This is a genomic window from Aquabacterium sp. (genome assembly GCF_035476535.1).
In the GTDB taxonomy this organism is placed as follows: domain Bacteria; phylum Pseudomonadota; class Gammaproteobacteria; order Burkholderiales; family Burkholderiaceae_C; genus Pseudaquabacterium.
In genome coordinates this window covers 1-18,603 of record NZ_DATILJ010000121.1, presented here as the reverse complement: position 1 = coordinate 18,603, position 18,603 = coordinate 1, and the positions used below count along the sequence as shown (strand labels likewise).

Genomic DNA, 18,603 nt, shown 5'->3' with positions numbered 1-18,603 from the left:
CGATGCCGACGGTGCGCTGGTCGCACGCAGCATCGTCGTCTGCTTCGCCAGCGCTGCGCTCGGCACGGCCCTCGCCGGAACCCTGCTCAGCGGACTCGGTGGCCTGGGCTTCGGCATCGCGCTGGGCGTGGCCAGCGTGCTCGCGATGCCGTTCGCCCGGATGGCCTTCGCGCGACCCGCAGCGCGTGCGGTGACGCTAACGGCGACGGCCAACGTCGCAGCGCCAGCCGCCGAGTCGCCTTGATTCTTCCAACCCGTGATGGATGCCGACATGAACAAGAAACCGATGCGATCACGCCTCTCGATCGCCGCACTGATGGCGCTGGGTGCGCAGGCCGCTGGGGCTCAGCAAGCGGCCACGCCGCCCGATGCATCGGCAGCCGCACCTGCATCGGCATCCATACCCGCAGCGGCCTCCGCACCAGCCGCCACACAGCCAACCGATACGGTCACGGTCACCGGCAACGGACGCATCCAGCAGGTCCAGAGCGTGCCGATCGCGCTGCAGATCGTGCCGGCGGAACAGCTGCGCAAGCTCGGCGCCGCGAACCTCGCCGAGATGAACGGCTACATCCCGGGGCTGCAGATCGTTGCCGACCAGCCGACGCAGCCGCTGTTCACGCTGCGGGGCATCGGCACCGGTGACTTCGGCATCGGCACCGATGCGCCGGTCGGCGTGTACGTCGATGGCGTGTACACCGGCAAGACCGGTGGTGCGCTGCTGAACTTCAACGACGTCAAGCGGATCGAGGTCCTGAAGGGTCCGCAGGGCACGCTGTTCGGGCGCAACAGCGCCGGCGGCGCGATCTCCGTCGTGACCAACGATCCGGCCAGCACCTTCTCGGCCAGCGGCCTGCTGCGCCTGGGCAGCCACAACACGCGGCACGTCGAGGCGGTCGTGAACCAGCCGCTCGGCGACAACCTGGCCTTGCGCATCAGCGGCACGGGCCAGTTCAGCAAGGGCTGGCAGCGCGACGCGGCGAGCGGGCAGGCCGAGCGCGGCGAACACGCCTGGGGCACACGCATGGCGCTGGGCTGGAGCGCCTCCGACGCCACGCGCGTGGTGTTGACCTGGGAGCATGAAGACCTCGATCAGCGCGCCGTGCCGGCCATCGGCCTGCTGGAGACGCCGGCGGCCGGCGCCGACCCCGCGACCTACCTCGACCCGCGCAAGGCGCCGCTGTTGAACGACGTGCCCGACAACCAGGAGTCGCGCCGGTTCAACGGGGTCACGCTGCGCATCGAACATGCGATGCCCTGGGCCGACTTCACGTCGACCACCGCGTACCGGCACTTCAACTCGGTCAACCGCACCGACAACGACGGCACGAACCAGATCGCCACCTACCTGTCCACCGGCAACGTCGAAGGCAACACGACCTGGCAGCAGGAGTTCAGGCTCGCCGGCCGCAATGCGACGGTCGACTGGCTCGCCGGCGCCAGCTTCTTCCGCGAACGCGCGAAGCAGACGAGCGAGGTCCGCTCCGTCACCACCTCGCTGGACACCTTGTTCGGCAACGTCGCGGGCATTGCGCCGTTTGCCACCCTCAACGCCTTGACGCAGGCCGTGGGCGTGCCGGGCATCGACCTGCTGGGCCAGACCTGGCAGGAAAACATGGTCAACGCGGGCTCCTACGACGCCGCTGCGCTGTACGGCGATGCGATCTGGCATGTGACACCGGCGACGAACCTGACCACCGGCATCCGTTTCACGCGCGATAAGAAGCGCTTCAGCTGGTACAGCCCCGCGCGCACGGCAGAAGGGCTGGACGCGCAGCTCGGTGCGCTGAACGCAGCGGACTTCTTTCCGAGCCTGGTGGCCGCCGGCGCGCTGTCGCAGACCGACGCCGACACGCTGGCTGCTCTGGTCTCGACGAACCAGCTGATCCAGGGGCAGGGCGCGTCGAATGCGCCGCTCGAGGTGCAGAAGTCGTGGCGCAATGTCAGCCCGCGCGTGGTGCTCGACCACCGCATCGTGACCGACACGATGGTCTACGGCTCGGTCACGCGCGGCTACCAGGCCGGCGGCTTCAATGCGCTGGCGGTCAATGGCGACTACGCGCCCGAAACCGTCACCAGCTTCGAACTCGGCGTGAAGGGCCGGCTGCGTGACGCGGGCCTGAGCTTCAGTGCCGCGCTGTTCCACTACAAGTTCGAGAACCTGCAATCGCTGACCCTGGTGCCCTCGGGCAACCAGGCCGGCGTGCCTTCGTACCAGGTGTCGCTGAGCGACCAGCGCGCGACCGGCCTGGACCTCGAGGCGCGCTGGCAGGCCACACGCCAGTGGCGCCTGTACACCGCGGCCGAATACATCGACCAGACCTACAAGCGCCGCACGGCCAATGACGGCACCGACCTCAGCGGGCAGGCGGTTGGCACGCCCTACCTGAGTGCCACGCTCGGCACCGACTACCAATGGCCACTGGCCGGCGGCACCGCCACCGCGACGCTGCAAGGCGCCTACATCGGTGCGACCCGCTGCAACGCCGATTCGCTGGCGCAAGGCAGCTGCCTGCAGACGCCGCGCTTCCAGGTGGGTGGCGCCAGAACGCGCCTGGACGCTCGCCTGGGCTGGGAGAGTGCGCCCACGGCCTCGGGCAGCTGGGGCGTCGCGCTGCTGGTCAACAACCTTGCCAACAAGCGCTACGTCACCAGCGTCAACTACGTCGCGGCCGGGCTGGGCTCGCCCTACGCGATGATCACGCCGCCGCGCTTCATCGGCCTCGAACTGCGCGCCAGCCTGTGAGCGGAGGCACCGCTGTCATGCCGTCGGGAACGTCCACACCCATGCCGCTGCGCTTTCCGAAGGACTTTCTCTGGGGCGTCGCCACCTCGGCCTACCAGATCGAGGGCGCGCTGCACGAGCACGGTCGCGGGCCATCGATCTGGGACAACTTCTGTCGTCAAGGCGGACGCATCGCCCGCGGCGACACCGCCGAGACCGCCTGCGATCACTACCATCGGTATCGCGAAGACGTCGCACTGATCGCCGGGCTCGGTGTCGGCGCGTATCGCTTCTCGATCGGCTGGTCGCGCATCCAGCCCGACGGCACCGGGGTGCCGAATCGCCAGGGCCTGGCGTTCTATTCGCGCCTGGTCGATGAATTGCTCGCGCGTGGGATCACGCCGATGCTCACGCTGTACCACTGGGACCTGCCGCAGGCCTTGCAGGACGCCGGTGGCTGGCTGAATCGCGACACCGCCGAGCGCTTCGCCGAGTTCGCGCAGCTCATGGCGCGGCTGCTCGGCGATCGTGTGCCGCACTGGATCACCCACAACGAGACCTTCGAGCACACCGTGCTCGGCCATGCGCTGGGCACGCATGCGCCGGGGCTGACGCTGGGCCTGGACTGCTTTGCGGTCGTGCACCACCTGCTGCTGTCGCACGGCCAGGCCGTGCAGGCGCTGCGCGCGAACCTGCCGGCGCAGGCGCAGGTCGGCATCGCGCAGAGCATGGCCCCGGCGCGGCCGGCCACCGACAGCGCCGAAGATCGATCTGCCGCGGCGCTGCTGCATCTGCTGCACGAGCGCCAGCACAACGAGCCGCTGCTGCTCGGCCGCTATCCGGACGAGCTGGCTGCCCTCGGCCTCGACCTGTCGGCGATCCGCCCGGGCGATCTGGCGACGATTGCGCAGCCGCTCGACTTCTTCGGCATCAACTACTACAACCCCAACCATGTGCAGGCCACGCCGCCGGGCTCGCCGGTGCCGCTGAGGGAGGCCGAAGCCCCCGCGCACTACGAGCGCACCGAGATGGGCTGGCCGATCATTCCGCAAGGGCTCACCGAACTGCTGCTCGATCTGCGGCAACGCTATGGCGAGAAGCTGCCGCCGCTGGTCATCACCGAGAACGGCACGGCGGTGCCCGACGCGCTCGACGCCGGTGGCTGCGTCGACGATCCTCGGCGCATTGACTACCTCGACCAGCACTTGCTGGCATTGCGCACGGCGATGGACGGCGGCGTCGACGTGCGCGGCTATTTCGTCTGGTCCTTGCTCGACAACTTCGAGTGGGCGGAAGGCTACCGGCCGCGCTTCGGACTGGTGCATGTCGACTACGCCACGCAGCGGCGCACGCCGAAGCGCTCTTACCACTGGTACCGGGATCTGATCGCCGCGCAAGGATGAACGGCCAGCCCGCACTCGCACTCGTCGAGCCGCAAGCGCCGGTCGGCAAGGGCTTCATGGCCTTGCTCGCGCTGTCCAACCTCGGCCTGTGGATGGCGCTGTTCGCGCCGATCCAGGTTTTGCTCGCGCAGCAGATGGAGATCATCGCTCCGGCCGGCAAGGAGGCCGCGCTGGGCTGGGTCACCGGCATCGGTGCGCTGGTGGCCATGCTCGCCAATCCGCTGTTCGGTGCGCTCTCCGACCGCACCACCTCACGCTTCGGGCGCCGCCAGCCGTGGAATCTGGCCGGTGCGCTGGTCGGTGCCATCGCGCTGGTGATGCTCGGCCGCCAGAGCACGCTGGCTGGCGTCACGCTGTGGTGGTGCGTGGTGCAGCTGGCGCTGAACGCGATGCTCGCCGCGCTAACTGCCGAAGTACCCGACCAGGTGCCGGTGCCGCAACGGGCGCTGTGCAGCGCCTGGTTCGGCGTGACCCAGCCCTTGGGCGTCGTGGCCGGTACCTTGATCGTCACCGCGGCGGTCAGCGGCATCGCCTCAGGCTACGCGGCTGTCGCCGGCTCACTGATGCTGTGCGCGCTGCCGTTCCTGCTGTGGACACGCAATACGCCCTTGCCGCGCGAAGACCGGCCGCCATGGCAGTGGCGGGCGTTCCTGGCGGGGTTCTGGATCAGCCCGCGCCAGCATCCGGATTTTGCGTGGGCCTGGCTCACGCGCTTCCTGATCAACCTGGGCAATGCGCTGGCGACGCTGTACCTGCTGTACTTCCTGCGCGACCAGGTCCGCTACGGCACGCTGTTCCCTGGCGAGACGGCCGAGGACGGGCTGTTGATCCTGGTGGGGGTCTACACCGCCGGCGTGCTGGTCTCTGCGTTTGCCGCCGGCATGCTTTCCGATCGCTCGGGCCGCCGCAAGGTCCACGTCATCGCCGCCAGTGGGGTGATGGCCGTGGCGAGCGGGCTGCTGGCGCTGTGGCCGACCTGGCCGGTGGCCGTCGCGGCCGGCGCGCTGATGGGCCTGGGCTACGGCATCTACGTCGCGGTGGACCAGGCCCTGATCACGCAGGTGCTGCCGGCAGCCGCCGACCGCGGCAAGGACCTGGGCGTGATCAACATCGCGAACTCCGCACCGCAGGTGCTCGCCCCGGCGATCGCAGCCGTGCTGGTGACGCAGCTGGGTGGCTACACCGCGCTGTTCCTCTTCGCCACGGTCGTCACCTTGCTCAGCGGGGGGCTCGTCGGCAAGATCCGTGGCGTGCGCTAACCCCCAGCCATCAATCGATGCTCACCTTCGCGTCCTTGACCAACTTGGCGAACTTCTCTGTCTCGCTCTTGATCTGCAGGGCCATCTGTTCCGCGCTGTTGCCGATCGGCTCGGCGCCGATCTCTTCCATGCGCTTGCGGAACTCCGGCGACTGAATCGCCTTGACCATCTCGGTGTTGAGTCGGGCCAGCACGTCCTTGGGCGTGGCCGCTGGCGCCAGCACGCCGAACCAGGTACCGATGTTGAAGCCGCTCAGTCCGGCTTCCTCCAGCGTCGGCACCTCCGGCAAGGCCGAGGAGCGCTTGGCCGTGGTCACCGCCAGCGCGCGCAGCTTGCCGCCCTTGATGTGCTGCAGCACCGGTGTCACCGTGTCGAAGGACAGCGTGACCTGCCCGCCCAGGAGGTCGGTGGTCAGCGGGCCGCTTCCTTTGTAGGGTACGTGGACCAGGTCGGTGCCCGTGAGGTTCTGGAACTGCGTGCCGATCAGGTGCTGCGCCGTGCCGTTGCCGTTCGAGCCGTAGTTGTAGTGACCGGGCCTGGCCTTGATCAACGCGACCAGCTCCGCCACGTTGCGGGCCGGCGTGCCCGCATTCACCACCAGCACGTTCGGCACCAGGGCGATCGTGGTGATCGGCGCCAAGTCCTTCTGGAAGTCATACGGCAGCTTCTTGTAGACGCTGGAGGCGATGGTGTGATGCACGGCGCCCACCAGCAGCGTGTAGCCGTCCGGCTTGGCCTTCGCCACGTAGTCGGCGCCGAGCGTGGCGCCCGCGCCCGGCTTGCTTTCCACGATCACGGTCTGGCCGAGGCTCTGCGTCAGTTTGTCGGCCAGCGCGCGCGCCAGCACGTCGGTGGTGCCACCGGCCGGGAAGGGCACGACCAGACTGACCGGCTTGCTCGGCCAGGCCTGCGCCATCGCGCCGCCGCCGGACAGGGCCAGCGCCAGCGCGATGGCCTGGAGGGTGCGGCGGCGATCGAGGGTGTGAATGTCTTTCATGCGGGTCTCCACGGTGGCCACCCTCAAGCGGCCTTGCGCTGGGCACTGCCGGCGAGCAGTTCGCAAACCGCCCGCGTGACTTCGGCGGTGCTCGCCTTGCCGCCCAAGTCGCCGGTGTGCAGCGCCGGGTTGGCGGTGACCTGCTCGATTGCCTGCATGACACGCTTGGCGGCATCGAACTCGCCCAGGTGCTCCAGCAGCATCACCACCGACCAGAAGGTGCCGACCGGGTTGGCCAGGCCCTTGCCCATGATGTCGAAGGCCGAGCCGTGGATGGGCTCGAACATGCTCGGGTAGCGACGCTCCGGATCGATGTTGCCGGTCGGCGCGATGCCCAGGCTGCCCGCCAGCGCGGCGGCCAGGTCGCTCAGGATGTCCGCGTGCAGGTTCGTCGCGACGATGGTGTCCAGCGACGCGGGGCGGTTGATCATGCGCGCCGTCGAGGCGTCGACCAGTTCCTTGTCCCAGGTGACGTCCGGGAACTCCCGGGAGATCTGTAGCGCGATCTCGTCCCACATCACCATCGCATGGCGCTGGGCATTGCTCTTGGTGATGACGGTCAGCAGCTTGCGGGGACGTGACTGCGCCAGCTTGAACGCGAAGCGCATGATGCGTTCGACGCCGGCACGGGTCATCATCGACACATCGGTGGCGGCCTCGATCGGGTGGCCCTGGTGCACGCGGCCGCCGACGCCGGCGTACTCGCCTTCGGAGTTCTCGCGCACGATGACCCAGTTCAGGTCATCGGGGCCGCAGCGCTTCAGCGGGCCGTCGATGCCGGGCAGGATGCGCGTCGGGCGCACGTTGGCGTACTGGTCGAAGCCCTGGCAGATCTTCAGGCGCAGGCCCCACAGCGTGATGTGGTCGGGGATGTGCGGGTCGCCGGCCGAGCCGAACAGGATCGCGTCCTTGTTGCGCAGCGCGTCCAGGCCATCGGCCGGCATCATCACGCCGTGCTCGCGGAAGTAGTCGCCGCCCCAGGCGAAGTTCTCGAACTCGAAACGGAAGGCCTTGCTCGACGCGGCGAGCGCTTCCATCACGTGCTGGCCGGCAGGAACGACTTCCTTGCCGATGCCGTCACCGGGGATGGTGGCGATTGAGTAGGTCTTCATGGCGTGTTTCCGTGGAGGGGTGGGCGGTGAAGAGACTGTAGGAAGGGCACGGCCCGCGCGCGCACCGCTAAAGTGAATCCATCATTAACCTGGATCTCACAATGGATCCTGGACGGAGCACACATGAGCAGCGGCATTCAACCGGCAGACCTGGGGTTCTTTTCGGTGCTCGCGAGTGCCGGCAGCCTCAGTGCCGCCGCGCGGGAACTGGGCGTCACGACACCCGCGGTGAGCAAGCATCTGGCGCTGATGGAGTCGCGGGTCGGCGTGTTGCTCGTGATCCGCACGACGCGGCGCATGAGCCTGACGCCCGAGGGCGAGCTGTACCTGGCGCACGCCCGCCGCATCCTCGGCGAGATCGACGACATGGCGCAGCTGCTCGGCGTGTCCAAGGCCACGCCCCAGGGCCTGCTCCGCGTCAATGCGACATTAGGCTTCGGGCGCAGCCATGTGGCGCCGCTGATCTCCCGCTTCGTGCGCAAGTACCCCCAGGTCGAGGTGCAGCTGCAGCTGTCGGTGAATCCGCCCCCGCTCACGGAAGACAGCTTCGACGTCTGCATCCGCTTCGGTGCGCCGCCGGACGCCCGCGTGATGGCGAAGCACATCGCGCCGAACCGTCGGCTGCTGTGCGCCGCGCCGGTCTATCTGGCCCGGCACGGCATGCCCAAAGTGCCGAACGACCTCACGCGGCACAACTGCATCGGCATCCGGCAGGGCGAAGAAGCCTACGGCGTGTGGCGCCTGACCAGCGGCCGTGGCCGCAACGCCAGCACGCAGGCCGTGAAGACGCGCGGCAACCTGACGACCAACGACGGCGAGATCGCCGTCAATTGGGCGCTCGACGGCCACGGCATCGTGATGCGCGCCGAATGGGACATCGAGCGCTATCTGAAGAACGGCCGTCTCGTGCAGGTGCTGCCGCAGTACTGCACGCCCGATGCGGACATCCATGCGGTGTACCCGCAGCGGCATCAGTTGGCGGCACGCGTGCGGGCGTTCGTGGACTTTGTGGCGCTGTCGCTGCGTCAGTACGCGGCAGCAAGCAAGCCATAGCTGGCCGTTGCGGATTCGAGGGCTGCGATACTGGCCGCTCAAGACCCCAGGAGTTCATGTGCTGCCCGATACGCCCTTGCTGCTGGCATTCGTGGGCGCGAGCCTGGTCCTCGCGCTGACGCCTGGCCCCGCCGTCGTCTACATCGTGGCCCGAACGCTGGCGCAGGGGCGTGCTTGCGGGCTGGCTTCGGTGCTGGGTGTGGCGCTCGGCAACTTCTCCAATGCCGTGGGCGCCGCGCTCGGGCTGGCCGCCTTGTTCGCGGTGTCGTCGACCGCTTTCACGGTGGTGAAGTGGGCCGGCGCGGCCTACCTCGTCTACCTCGGTCTGCGGATGTGGCGAACGGCGCCGGCCGTCGCGGACGCGACGCCACAAGCGCCGGTGCAAGCCGTGCGGCGCATCTTCCGCGATGGCTTTCTGGTCGCACTGCTGAATCCGAAGACGACCTTGTTCTTCGCGGCCTTTCTGCCGCAATTCATGGACGCGCATGCCAGCCCGCTGATGCAGACCCTCGCGCTCGGCGGTGTCTTCGTCGCCATCGCCTGCTGTACGGACTGTGTCTACGTGCTGACGGCAAGCCTCGTCGCACCCCGCTTGCGGCGCGCGGCGCGCCACGCTGCCTGGGGCCATCGACTGGCGGGCACCTCCTTCATCGGCCTGGGCGTGCTGACGGCCCTGGGCACGCGGCCGACACGCTGAGCCGGTGCGTCGGGCGCGCGGCAGTCACTGTCGCGTCGTGCGCTCCCAGGCGTGCCGCACGGCACGCTGGAAACGCTGCCAGCTGCTTTGCGGATAGCGCCGCTCCCAATCGGCACGCGCTTGCGGCTCGATCTCGTCCCAGCTGCGGCCGTCGTAGCGGCTGTCCGACACCAGCGCGTGACCGTAGCGGTACGCCGCATCGAAGTCGTCGTAGGTGGTGCCCTGCGCCGCGTACAAGGCTTCGTACTCGGCGCGGAAGTCGTCGGCGAAGTGATCGAACGCCGCGACGACGACATGACCGTAGACACGCACCCCACCGATGCTGACCTCCTGCCGGTGCACGACGCTGCCCGGGCCTGCGCCCACCGGTGTTGATGCGGCCGCGTCGGAAGCGGCTGCGGGGCTTTGCCAACCCGCCCGCAGCCATTCGGCGATGCGATCATCGATGTCGACGGCGCCCAGCGCCAGCAAGGTGTCGCGGGCGGTGGCCGCCTGCGCCTCATCGCCGGCGTCGACCTGAACCACCCGCCCGCCGCGGCGCATGGCTTCCTCGTAGTGCGCCAGGTGCGGTTCCTCGACGCCGAACAGCACGGACAGGCGATGCAGCAGGCCGGTCAGCGGACCACCTTCGATCTCGGCGGTAGGGGGGATGACCTGGGCATCGGCCGCGTCGCTGTGCTGGATGACGTGCACCGAGGATGCGTTGAAGCCGCGGGCCTTCACGGCCTGCGCGGCCTTCTGCGCGTCTTCGGCTTTGTCGAAGAGGGCGATGACGGTGTGCTTCACGGATCACCTCCTGTGCGTCGGCAGTGAATGATGCGCCGATCAGCGGGCAGATCGCATTCCCACCTTCGGCAGTGAGGTCGGCTTCGCCGCGGGGACTGCCGACAATGGGGTGATGCGCGAGGTCCTGCCGTCCACCCCGGTCACCGCCGATGCCACTGCGGCCGCGGCGGCCGCTGCGGCGCCGGGGTGGCACTACACGGTGTCGGTGCGTGCCCTGTGCGAGTTCACCGCCAAGCGCGGCGATCTCGACCGCCGGTTCACGCCGACGGCCACGGCGCTGGAGGGCCTGCAGGGGCAGCAGACCGTGGCCAACCGACGTGGCCAGGACTACGAGACCGAGATCGCGCTGGAAGGGCTGTACGGCGCGCTGCGCATTCGCGGCCGTGCCGACGGCTACGACCCGCGCCGCCGCTGCCTGGAAGAGATCAAGACGATCCGCGGCCACCCGGACGAGATCCCGGAGAACCGCCGCCAGCTGCACTGGGCGCAGCTGCAGTGCTACGGTGCGCTGTTCTGCCGGGCCCGCGGCCTGGCGGAGATTGCGCTGGCGCTGGTGTACTTCGATGTCGCCGCGCAGACCGAGGTGGAGTTGCGCCAGGTCTTCGGCGCCGAGGAACTGGATCAGATCTTCGCCGGGCGCTGCGCCGCGTTCCTGGCCTGGGCGCAGCAGGAGGCCGAACACCGCAGGGCGCGCGATGCGGCACTGCAAGCGCTGGCCTTTCCGAAAGGAACGTTCCGTGCCGGTCAGCGCGACCTGGCGGCTGCGGCCTACCGTGCCGCCGCCAACGGGCGCTGCCTGCTGGCCCAGGCGCCGACGGGCATCGGCAAGACCGTCGGCACCTTGTTCCCGCTGCTGCGCGCCATGCCGGCGCATGGCATCGACAAGCTGGCCTACCTCACCTGCAAGGGCACGGGCCGGCTGCCTGCGCTGGAGGCTTTGCAGGCCTTGCGGGCCGGCGCTGCGGGCCAGGCATTGCGCGTGTTGGCGATGGTGCCCAAGACGCAAGCCTGCGAACACCCGGACAAGGCCTGCCACGGCGATGCGTGCCCGCTGGCCCGCGGGTTCTACGAGCGCCTGCCCGCCGCCCGTGAAGAGGCCGTGGCCGAGGGCTGGCTGGACGCCGCGGCCCAGCGCCGCATCGCGCTGCGCCACGGTATCTGCCCCTACTACCTGGGCCAGGAGCTGTTGCGCTGGGCCGATGTGCTGGTCGGCGATGTGCAGCACCTCTTCGACAGCAGCGGCCAGCTCTGGGGCTTGATGCAGGCGCTCAACTGGCAGCTGGCCGTGCTGGTCGACGAAGCCCACAACCTGGTCGAGCGCACACGGCAGATGTACAGCGCCGAGCTTCAGCTCAGCCAGATCCGCACGGCAGCGAAAGTTGCGCCGGCCATGGTCAGCGGCCCTTTGCACGGCTTGCTGCAGGCCACCGAAGACCTGGTCGCGGACGCTGCGGCGCCCTACGCCGTGCTCGAGGCCGTGCCCGATGCGTACACGCAGGCGCTGCAGGCCGCGGTGGGGGCCTTGTCGGAGCACTTCCACCAGCATCCGCTGTCGCTGGGGCCCTTGCTGAACTTCTTCTTCGAACTGCAGCGCTTCCTGCGCCTGGTCGAGGCCTTGAGCGACCACTCCTTGTTCGATGTGCAGACCCTGGCCCGCGAGCGAAGCAGCGCCGGCGATGTCGATGCCGACGCAGCGGCGGCCGACGGCGTGCTGTGCGTGCGCAACGTGGCGCCGGCCTGCTTTCTGCGCCAGCGCTTCAGGGACTTGCACAGCGTCACGCTGTTCTCCGCCACCTTGTCGCCGCCCGACTACGCCATCCGGCTGCTCGGCTTGCCGGAGAACACCGCCTGGATCGACGTGCCACCGGCCTTTCCGGCCGAGCACTTGAGCGTGCAGGTGGCCGACGGCATCTCCACGCGCTTTGCGCACAGGGACAAGTCGCTGCAGCGGCTGGTCGATGTGATCGCCCGGCAGTTCGATGCGCACCCCGGCAACTACCTCGCCTTCTTCAGCAGCTTCGACTACCTGGACAAGGCCGCGTCGCTGCTGGCGCTGCGGCGTGCCGACATCACCCAGTGGCGCCAGGATCGCAGGATGGGCGCGGCGGCAAGGCAGGACTTCCTCGCGCGCTTCGACCCTCAGGGTCAGGGCATCGCCTTCGCCGTCCTGGGCGGCGTGTTCGCGGAGGGCGTGGACCTGCCGGGCGCGAAGTTGATCGGCGCCTTCATCGCCACACTGGGCCTGCCGCCCGTGTCGGCGACGCAGGACCAGATCACCGCGCGCATGGACAAGCTCTTCGGCGCCGAGCATGGCTACGCCGATCTGATCCCGGCGATGCAGAAGGTGGTGCAGGCCGCCGGCCGGGTGCTGAGAACGCCCGAGGACCGGGGCTGGCTCTGGTTGCTGGACGACCGCTACCGGCGAGGCGATGTCGCAGCGCTGTTGCCGCCCTGGTGGGGGCCGGGGACCTCAGCCCCGTGACGGGGAAGCCTCGGTGCACAGGGTCGATGACCGGAACGGGTTGCCCGGGGGCGGCGCAGTGAGTGTGCTGTCACGCGCCGTCTTCGCTCAGTCCAGCTTCACGCCGGCGTCCTTGACCAGCCTGGCCCAGAAGCGGTTGTCGTCGTTGAGAAAGGCCGCAAAGTCCTCGGGCGAGGCCGACAGCGCCACTTCCGTGCCTTCGCGCGCCAACGCGGCTTTCACGTCGGCGCGCTGCATCACCTGCTGCGTGGCCTCGAAGAGCTTCTTCATCACCTCGGGCGGCGTGCCCACCGGCACGAAGAAGCCGTACCAGAACGATAGGCTGTAGGCCGGCAGCCCGGCCTCGAGCGTGCCCGGCACGTCCGGTACCAGCGAGGACCGGTTCGTGCTGGTCACGGCCAGCGCTTTCAGGCGCCCGGCCTGCACCATCGGCAGCACCGAGGGCGGCGTGCCGAAGGTGAGCTGCGCATCGCCCGCCACCACCGCCTGGATCGCCGGTGCGCCGCCCTTGTAGGGGATGTGCACCATCTCCACGCCGGCCACCTTGCTGAAGTGCGCCGCGCCCAGGTGCGGCGCCGAGCCGATGCCGGAGGTGGTGTAGTTCAGGAAGCCGGGCCTGGCCTTCGCGGCGGCGATGAGGTCCTGCACGCTGTTGATGCCGGCACCGGGATAGACCGCGATCACCAGCGGCGACGTGGTGACGCGGGTCACCGGCACCAGGTCTTTCGCGGCATAGCTGAGCTTGGCATTCAGCGCCGGGTTGACCGAGATGCTGCTGGGGCTGGCGATCAGCAGCGTGTAGCCATCGGCCGGCGCCTTGGCCACGAAATCGGCCGCCAGGCTGCTGCCGGCGCCGGCGCGGTTCTCGACGTTCACGCTCTGGCCCAGCACGCGGCCCAGCGGGTCGGCGATGGTGCGTGCGACGTAGTCGGCCGCGCCGCCCGGCGCGAAGCCGATCACCAGGCGGATCGGCCTGGCCGGCCAGGCCTGGGCCAGCGCGCTGCTGCCGCCGCCCAGCAGGCCCAGGAACAGCGTGGCCAGCAGCGCGCGGCGCGCCGTCAGGGGGAGGGCAGGGTGGTCCATGGTGTCTCCGGTGGGGCGCTCTGCGGCGCAGCGCTCAGTCGCTGATCTTCAGCACGATCTTGCCCAGGTGCTGGTTGGCTTCCATGTGCGCCTTGGCGGCCGCGAGCTCGTCGAAGGCGAACACGCGGTCCACCAGCGGCCGGATGCGGCCATCGGCAATGGCCGGTAGCACATCGGCCACGAAGGCGGGCACGCCGGCGGCGCGCTGGTCGGCACTGCGCATCTTGTTGGACACGCCGAACAGCGTGAGCCGCCTGGCGTGCAGCGCCTGCAGGTCGATCTCGGCCTTCAGCGTGTGGTCGACATAGCCCACGGTGGCCAGCCGCCCTTCGAAGGCCAGCGTGCGCACGCATTCGGCGAACACCGTGCCGCCCACGGTGTTGACCACCAGGGCCACGCCCTGGCCGCCAGTGGCTTCCAGCACCGCGGCCGCGAAGTCCGGCGCACGCGTGGGCAGGGCCAGATCCAGGCCCAGGGCCTGCAGCCGCGCCAGCTTGTCGGGCGAGCCCGATGTGCCGATGACCCGCGCGCCCAGCGCCTTGGCGGTCTGCAGTGCGGCGACGCCGACGCCGGACGACACACCGGTGACCAGCAGCCAGTCGCCGGCCTTCAGGCGGCCTTGCAGCACCAGCATGTCGTGCACCACCAGGAAGGTCAGCGGCACCGCGGCCGCGGCTTCCAGGCCCAGGCCAGCCGGCACCGGCAGCGCTTCGCGGGCGTCCATCACCGCGTACTCGGAGAACGCGCCGGCGCAGCGGCCCATCACGCGCTGGCCGATCGCCACACCGCTGACGCCCGCACCCAGCGCGACGATCTCGCCCGCGCCCTCCATGCCGGCGGGCTTGGGTGCGCCGCCCTTGATCAGCCCGCCGGGGATGAATTCGCCACGGTTCAGGCCGGCGGCGTGCATCTTCAGCAGCACCTGGCCAGGGCCAGGTTCGGGCCGGGGCGCGTCGCCCCGTTGCAGCACGGCTTGCGTGCCTTCCACGCGCAGGGTGTAGGACTTCATCGGGGGCTCTCTTTCCTTGGCGCCGTGCTCACCCGCCCTTGAACTGGGGTTGGCGTTTTTCCATGAAGGCGCGGCGGCCTTCGGCGTAGTCTTCGCTCTCGAAACAGCCGAGGATCAGTTCGCGGCAGCGCAGGGCGTCCAGGTCCGGCGAGGGTTTGAGGATCTCGCCGACGATCTGCTTGGCCGCGGCGATGGTCAGCGGCGCGTTCTCGCCGATGCGGGTGGTGTACTCGGCCAGCAGCGCCGGCAGCTCGTCCACCGGGCTGGTGCGCGACACCAGGCCCAGGCGCAAGGCCTCGGCCGCGTCGATGCGGCGCGCGGTGTAGAACAGGTCCTTCGCGGCGCCCACGCCGATCAGGTCCACCAGGTTCTTCAGCGCGGAGTAGCGGTAGCCCAGGCCCAGCCGCGCGGCCGGAATCGCGAACACCGCGTCGCTGGCGGCGATGCGGATGTCGCAGCTGATGGCCACGTTCACACCGCCGCCGATGCACCAGCCGCGGATGCAGGCCAGTGTGGGCTTGGCCGCGTGGTAGATGGCCATCAGCGCCTCTTCGGCCAGCGCTTCGTAGTGCTGGACGGCTGCCTTGGCGGCGCGCTGGTCTTCGAACTGCGAGATGTCGGCGCCCGAGACGAAGGCCTTGTCGCCCGCGCCGGAGAACACCACCAGCCGCACGCGTTCATCACCCGCGGCCTGCGCCAGCAACGGCGGCACGGCGCCCCACATGTCCACGCTGAGCGCGTTGTGCCGGGCCGGGTTGTTGAAGACGATGTGCAGCGCACTGCCTTCCAGGCGCACCAACACGCGCTCGGTGGGGGAGACGTAGTCGCTCGGGGTCGGGGGGAGGGTCGGGGTGCTCATCAGAACACTCCCCGCGCCTTCATCTGCGCGATGTCGCCGGGCGTCAGGCCCAGTTCACCCAGCAGCTCTTCGGTGTGTTCACCGCGCCGCGGCGCCGCACGCACCAGCGTGCTGGGCGTGCGGGCCAGCGTCACCGGCTGGCCGACCAGGCGTTGCAGGCCCAGGCGCTCGCTGACGACCTCCTGCACCAGTCCCAGGTGCTGCACCTGCGGCTCGGCAAAGACTTCCTGCATGTCGTTGATGTGGCCGCAGGCCACGCCGTCCTGGTTGAAGCGCTCTATCCAATAGCTTCTATCCTGATCGGCCAGGCGCTGGTTGATCGCGGCATTGAGCGCGTCGCGGTTGATGCCGCGGCCGGCCTTGTCGTGGAAGCGCGGGTCGGTGATCCATTCCGGCGCGCCCAGCGTGGTGCAGAAGCGCTCCCAGATCTTGCTGCCGAACACGGCGATGTTCAGGTAGCCGTCGCGCGCCTTGTAGACCCCGGTGGGGATGCTGGTGGGATGAAAGTTGCCGGCCTGCGTCGCGACCTCGCCATCGGCCAGCCAGCGTGCGGTCTGGAAATCCATCATGCAGACCATCGATTCCAGCAGCGAGGTGTGCAGCCACTGGCCCTTGCCGGAGACTTCGCGTTCCAGCAGCGCCACCAGGATGCCCTGCGCCGCGAAGATGCCCGCGCACAGGTCGGCAATCGGAATGCCCACGCGCACGGGCCCCTGGCCGGCCAGGCCGGTGACCGACATCAGCCCGCCCAGGCCCTGGGCGATCTGGTCGAAGCCCGGACGTGCGCTGAGCGGCCCGGTCTGGCCGAAGCCCGAGATGCTGGCGTAGACCAGCCGCGGGTGGTCCTGGGCCAAGGTCTCGGGGTCGATGCCCAGCCGGAACTTCACGTCGGGGCGAAAGTTCTCGACCACCACGTCGGCGGTGGCGATCAGCTTTTTCAGCGCCGCGATGCCCTCGGGCTCTTTCAGGTTCAGCGTGACGCTGCGCTTGTTGCGGTGCGTGTACTGGTAGTCGCTGCCGTCCTGGCCGCCCAGCGTGTCGTCGCCGCGCAGGTGCTCGGGCATCTGCACCTGGATCACGTCGGCGCCCCAGTCGGCCAGTTGCCGGCAGGCGGTGGGGCCGGCGCGCACCTGCGTCAGGTCGATCACGCGAAAGCGCGCCAGGGCGCTGGAAGCGGGCACATGCGGCATGGCAGGCAGGCCGGGACAAGCCCGGGAAGTGAGCCGCAAGTGTTGTCTGATGCCGCCAAAGTGTCAACACTTTGATCTCTATCGAAAACACTTGGAGGTCCCCAAAGGCCTTCGCTTGCGCTAGCATCGGCGCCATGCCGACCCGCACTGCCACCCCCAGGAGCACGGCTCCGGCCCGCGCCAAGGCGCCGAGCAAAGCACCGAACAAGGCGCCAGCCCTCAAGCCCGAACAAGGCCTGGCGCACGGCATCTGCGAACAGCTGCAGCAGCTCATCTACAGCGGTGAAGTGGCCCCCGGCGAGCGCCTGAACGAAGCGGCGCTGGCGCTGCGCATGGGCACCAGCCGCGGGCCCATCCGCGAGGCCATCCGCATGCTCACCGGCATCGGCCTGGTGGTGGCGGTGCGCAACCGCGGCGTGTTCGTGCGCCAGATTTCCGTGCGCGAAATGTTGGAGATCTACGAGCTGCGCGCGCTGCTGTTCGGCTTTGCCGCGCAGCAGGCGGCCGAACACCTGAGCGATGCCGACCGCCAGGAATTCGAGCAGCTGCTGGACGGCATGGACGCCGCCTGCGAAGCCGGCGAGGGCCAGCGCTACTACGGGCTGAACCTGCGCTTCCATGCGCTGGTGATGGCGCAGTGCCACAACCAGCGCGCGCAGCAGGCCTACGAAGACCACGCCAAGGAGCTGCACCTGTACCGGCGGCGCTACTTCAACGCCACCCTCAACATGCGCCGCTCCAACAGCGAGCACCGCCGCATCTTCGAAGCCATCAGCAGCGGTAGCGCGGACCGCGCCGCCAAGCTGGCGCAGGCCCATGTGCTGCAGGGCCGCCAGCGCCTGCTGTCCACGCTGGACATGCCGGCCGTGCCGCCGGCACTGCCGGCATCGCCGGTGAGGAAACAAGCATGAACAGACGCACCCTGCTGCAAGCCGCCCCCGCGCTGCTGGCCCTGCCGGCAGGGGCCCAGGCGCCGTTCCCGAACAAGCCCATCCGCTACATCGTGCCGGTGGCCCCGGGCGGCGGCAGCGATTTCGTCGGCCGCACCGTCACCGAACGCTGGGGCCAGGTGCTCAGGCAGACCATCGTGGTCGACAACCAGAGCGGCGGTGGCGGCACCATCGCGTGCCAGGCCACGGCGCGCGCCGTGCCCGACGGCTACACGCTGATGCAGGGCTACGTGGCCACGCACGGCACCAGCCCCGCCACGCGCAAGCTGCCCTACGACGCGATCAAGGACTTCACGCCGGTGGGCATGATCGGCGGCACGCCGAACGTGCTGGTGGTCAACGCCACGCTGCCGGTGAACACGCTGCAGGAGTTCGTGGCCTACCTGCGCCAGAACCCGGGGCGCCTGAGCTACGGCTCGGCCGGGCCCGGCTCGCTGACGCACCTGACGATGGAGTTGTTCAAGCAGCAGATCAACTCCTTCATCGTGCACATCCCCTACCGCGGCATTGCACCGGCCTTCACCGACCTCATCGGCGGCCAGACGCAGGCCATGTTCCCCGGCCTGGCCGCCGCCGTGCCGCACATCCGTTCCGGCCGCGTGCGGCCGCTGGCGGTGACGGGCGGGGCGCGCCACCCGCAGTTCAAGGACCTCCCGACGCTGGACGAGTCCGGCTACAAGGGCTTCGACGCACAGCAGTGGTACGGCGTGGTCGGTCCGGCCGGTTTGCCGCCGGCGGTGGTCAAGCAGTTGAACGACGCGCTGGCCACCGTGCTGGCGATGCCGGACCTGCGCGAGAAGCTCTCGGTCGAAGCCGTGGAGCCCAACCCGATGAGTCCCGAGGCCTTCGGCGAGTTCATGCGCGCCGACATCGCGCGCTGGACGCTACTGGCCAAGGCCCGCAACATCCAGCTCGACAGCTGACTCAGCAGAAAGACGCCACGCCATGGCCCGCAACACCCAGGTCGCCGCCGACCACCATGCCCCGCCCGTCACGCA

The 18,603-nt window shown here is 69.3% G+C and carries 16 protein-coding genes; 9 read left to right on the top strand and 7 right to left on the bottom strand.

The genetic code is table 11. From position 1 onward, the window contains the following. The 4 genes from VLK61_RS12285 to VLK61_RS12270 form a co-directional block, all read left to right on the top strand. The coding region (locus VLK61_RS12285) for a hypothetical protein (RefSeq protein ID WP_414636806.1) at window positions 1–244 on the top strand (244 nt) is incomplete at its 5' end. 27 nt (window positions 245–271) lie between these two features. Next, window positions 272–2,746, top strand: coding sequence for a TonB-dependent receptor (locus tag VLK61_RS12280; RefSeq protein ID WP_325421528.1), 2,475 nt, complete (start codon window positions 272–274; stop codon window positions 2,744–2,746). A gap of 41 nt (window positions 2,747–2,787) precedes the next feature. After that, on the top strand, window positions 2,788–4,128 hold the full coding sequence (locus VLK61_RS12275) for a GH1 family beta-glucosidase (RefSeq protein ID WP_325421526.1): 1,341 nt from the start codon (window positions 2,788–2,790) through the stop codon (window positions 4,126–4,128). Further along, the gene (locus VLK61_RS12270) at window positions 4,125–5,387 is read left to right on the top strand and encodes an MFS transporter (RefSeq protein WP_325421524.1); all 1,263 of its coding nucleotides are present in this window, start codon (window positions 4,125–4,127) and stop codon (window positions 5,385–5,387) included. The genes VLK61_RS12275 and VLK61_RS12270 overlap by 4 nt, the downstream gene beginning before the upstream one ends. A gap of 10 nt (window positions 5,388–5,397) precedes the next feature. Here VLK61_RS12270 and VLK61_RS12265 read toward each other — a convergent pair whose 3' ends face one another. Both VLK61_RS12265 and VLK61_RS12260 read right to left on the bottom strand, forming a co-directional pair. Continuing rightward, entirely contained in the window at window positions 5,398–6,384 is a 987-nt protein-coding gene (locus tag VLK61_RS12265) for a tripartite tricarboxylate transporter substrate binding protein (RefSeq protein WP_325421522.1), read from the bottom strand. Between the two features lie 23 nt (window positions 6,385–6,407). Beyond that, window positions 6,408–7,496 (bottom strand): tartrate dehydrogenase, encoded by a 1,089-nt coding sequence (locus VLK61_RS12260; RefSeq protein ID WP_325421520.1) that lies wholly within the window; start codon window positions 7,494–7,496, stop codon window positions 6,408–6,410. Between the two features lie 123 nt (window positions 7,497–7,619). On the opposite strand from VLK61_RS12260, the gene VLK61_RS12255 reads away from it, so the two are divergent. Together VLK61_RS12255 and VLK61_RS12250 are read left to right on the top strand one after the other, a co-directional pair. Further along, complete coding sequence (locus VLK61_RS12255; protein WP_325421518.1) at window positions 7,620–8,549, top strand: LysR substrate-binding domain-containing protein; 930 nt, start codon at window positions 7,620–7,622, stop codon at window positions 8,547–8,549. Between the two features lie 58 nt (window positions 8,550–8,607). After that, window positions 8,608–9,246, top strand: coding sequence for a LysE family translocator (locus VLK61_RS12250; RefSeq protein ID WP_325421516.1), 639 nt, complete (start codon window positions 8,608–8,610; stop codon window positions 9,244–9,246). Between the two features lie 24 nt (window positions 9,247–9,270). Here the strand turns inward: VLK61_RS12250 and VLK61_RS12245 are convergent, their stop codons facing one another. After that, the gene (locus VLK61_RS12245; RefSeq protein WP_325421514.1) at window positions 9,271–10,032 is read right to left on the bottom strand and encodes a hypothetical protein; all 762 of its coding nucleotides are present in this window, start codon (window positions 10,030–10,032) and stop codon (window positions 9,271–9,273) included. A gap of 112 nt (window positions 10,033–10,144) precedes the next feature. On the opposite strand from VLK61_RS12245, the gene VLK61_RS12240 reads away from it, so the two are divergent. Further along, window positions 10,145–12,514, top strand: a complete 2,370-nt coding sequence (locus tag VLK61_RS12240) for an ATP-dependent DNA helicase (RefSeq protein ID WP_325421512.1) — start codon at window positions 10,145–10,147, stop codon at window positions 12,512–12,514. 87 nt (window positions 12,515–12,601) lie between these two features. On the opposite strand, the gene VLK61_RS12235 is transcribed toward VLK61_RS12240, so the two are convergent. The 4 genes from VLK61_RS12235 to VLK61_RS12220 are packed head-to-tail and all read right to left on the bottom strand — an operon-like array spanning window position 12,602 to window position 16,655. After that, window positions 12,602–13,597 carry a tripartite tricarboxylate transporter substrate binding protein gene (locus VLK61_RS12235; protein ID WP_325421510.1) on the bottom strand — a complete coding sequence of 332 codons (996 nt, stop codon included), beginning with the start codon at window positions 13,595–13,597 and terminating at the stop codon, window positions 12,602–12,604. 34 nt (window positions 13,598–13,631) lie between these two features. Then, window positions 13,632–14,606, bottom strand: coding sequence for a zinc-binding dehydrogenase (locus VLK61_RS12230; RefSeq protein ID WP_325421508.1), 975 nt, complete (start codon window positions 14,604–14,606; stop codon window positions 13,632–13,634). Window positions 14,607–14,634: 28 nt separating this feature from the next. Beyond that, window positions 14,635–15,465: an enoyl-CoA hydratase gene (locus VLK61_RS12225; protein ID WP_325421506.1), complete on the bottom strand. Its 831-nt coding sequence runs from the start codon at window positions 15,463–15,465 to the stop codon at window positions 14,635–14,637. After that, window positions 15,465–16,655 (bottom strand): CaiB/BaiF CoA transferase family protein, encoded by a 1,191-nt coding sequence (locus VLK61_RS12220; RefSeq protein ID WP_325421505.1) that lies wholly within the window; start codon window positions 16,653–16,655, stop codon window positions 15,465–15,467. The genes VLK61_RS12225 and VLK61_RS12220 overlap by 1 nt, the downstream gene beginning before the upstream one ends. Before the next feature lie 134 nt (window positions 16,656–16,789). Here VLK61_RS12220 and VLK61_RS12215 point away from each other — a divergent pair, with 134 nt between their 5' ends. Then, on the top strand, window positions 16,790–17,566 hold the full coding sequence (locus tag VLK61_RS12215; protein WP_325421503.1) for a GntR family transcriptional regulator: 777 nt from the start codon (window positions 16,790–16,792) through the stop codon (window positions 17,564–17,566). After that, window positions 17,563–18,528, top strand: coding sequence for a Bug family tripartite tricarboxylate transporter substrate binding protein (locus VLK61_RS12210; protein WP_325421501.1), 966 nt, complete (start codon window positions 17,563–17,565; stop codon window positions 18,526–18,528). The genes VLK61_RS12215 and VLK61_RS12210 overlap by 4 nt, the downstream gene beginning before the upstream one ends. Window positions 18,529–18,603: the final 75 nt, after the last annotated feature.

Coding starts and splice junctions, on each gene's coding strand:
- VLK61_RS12240 (WP_325421512.1), top strand. CDS start 10,145: ATGCGCGAGGTCCTGCCGTCCACCCCGGTCACCGCCGATGCCACTGCG.
- VLK61_RS12220 (WP_325421505.1), bottom strand. CDS start 16,655: ATGCCGCATGTGCCCGCTTCCAGCGCCCTGGCGCGCTTTCGCGTGATC.
- VLK61_RS12215 (WP_325421503.1), top strand. CDS start 16,790: ATGCCGACCCGCACTGCCACCCCCAGGAGCACGGCTCCGGCCCGCGCC.
- VLK61_RS12230 (WP_325421508.1), bottom strand. CDS start 14,606: ATGAAGTCCTACACCCTGCGCGTGGAAGGCACGCAAGCCGTGCTGCAA.
- VLK61_RS12270 (WP_325421524.1), top strand. CDS start 4,125: ATGAACGGCCAGCCCGCACTCGCACTCGTCGAGCCGCAAGCGCCGGTC.
- VLK61_RS12225 (WP_325421506.1), bottom strand. CDS start 15,465: ATGAGCACCCCGACCCTCCCCCCGACCCCGAGCGACTACGTCTCCCCC.
- VLK61_RS12235 (WP_325421510.1), bottom strand. CDS start 13,597: ATGGACCACCCTGCCCTCCCCCTGACGGCGCGCCGCGCGCTGCTGGCC.
- VLK61_RS12255 (WP_325421518.1), top strand. CDS start 7,620: ATGAGCAGCGGCATTCAACCGGCAGACCTGGGGTTCTTTTCGGTGCTC.
- VLK61_RS12210 (WP_325421501.1), top strand. CDS start 17,563: ATGAACAGACGCACCCTGCTGCAAGCCGCCCCCGCGCTGCTGGCCCTG.
- VLK61_RS12260 (WP_325421520.1), bottom strand. CDS start 7,496: ATGAAGACCTACTCAATCGCCACCATCCCCGGTGACGGCATCGGCAAG.
- VLK61_RS12280 (WP_325421528.1), top strand. CDS start 272: ATGAACAAGAAACCGATGCGATCACGCCTCTCGATCGCCGCACTGATG.
- VLK61_RS12265 (WP_325421522.1), bottom strand. CDS start 6,384: ATGAAAGACATTCACACCCTCGATCGCCGCCGCACCCTCCAGGCCATC.
- VLK61_RS12275 (WP_325421526.1), top strand. CDS start 2,788: ATGCCGCTGCGCTTTCCGAAGGACTTTCTCTGGGGCGTCGCCACCTCG.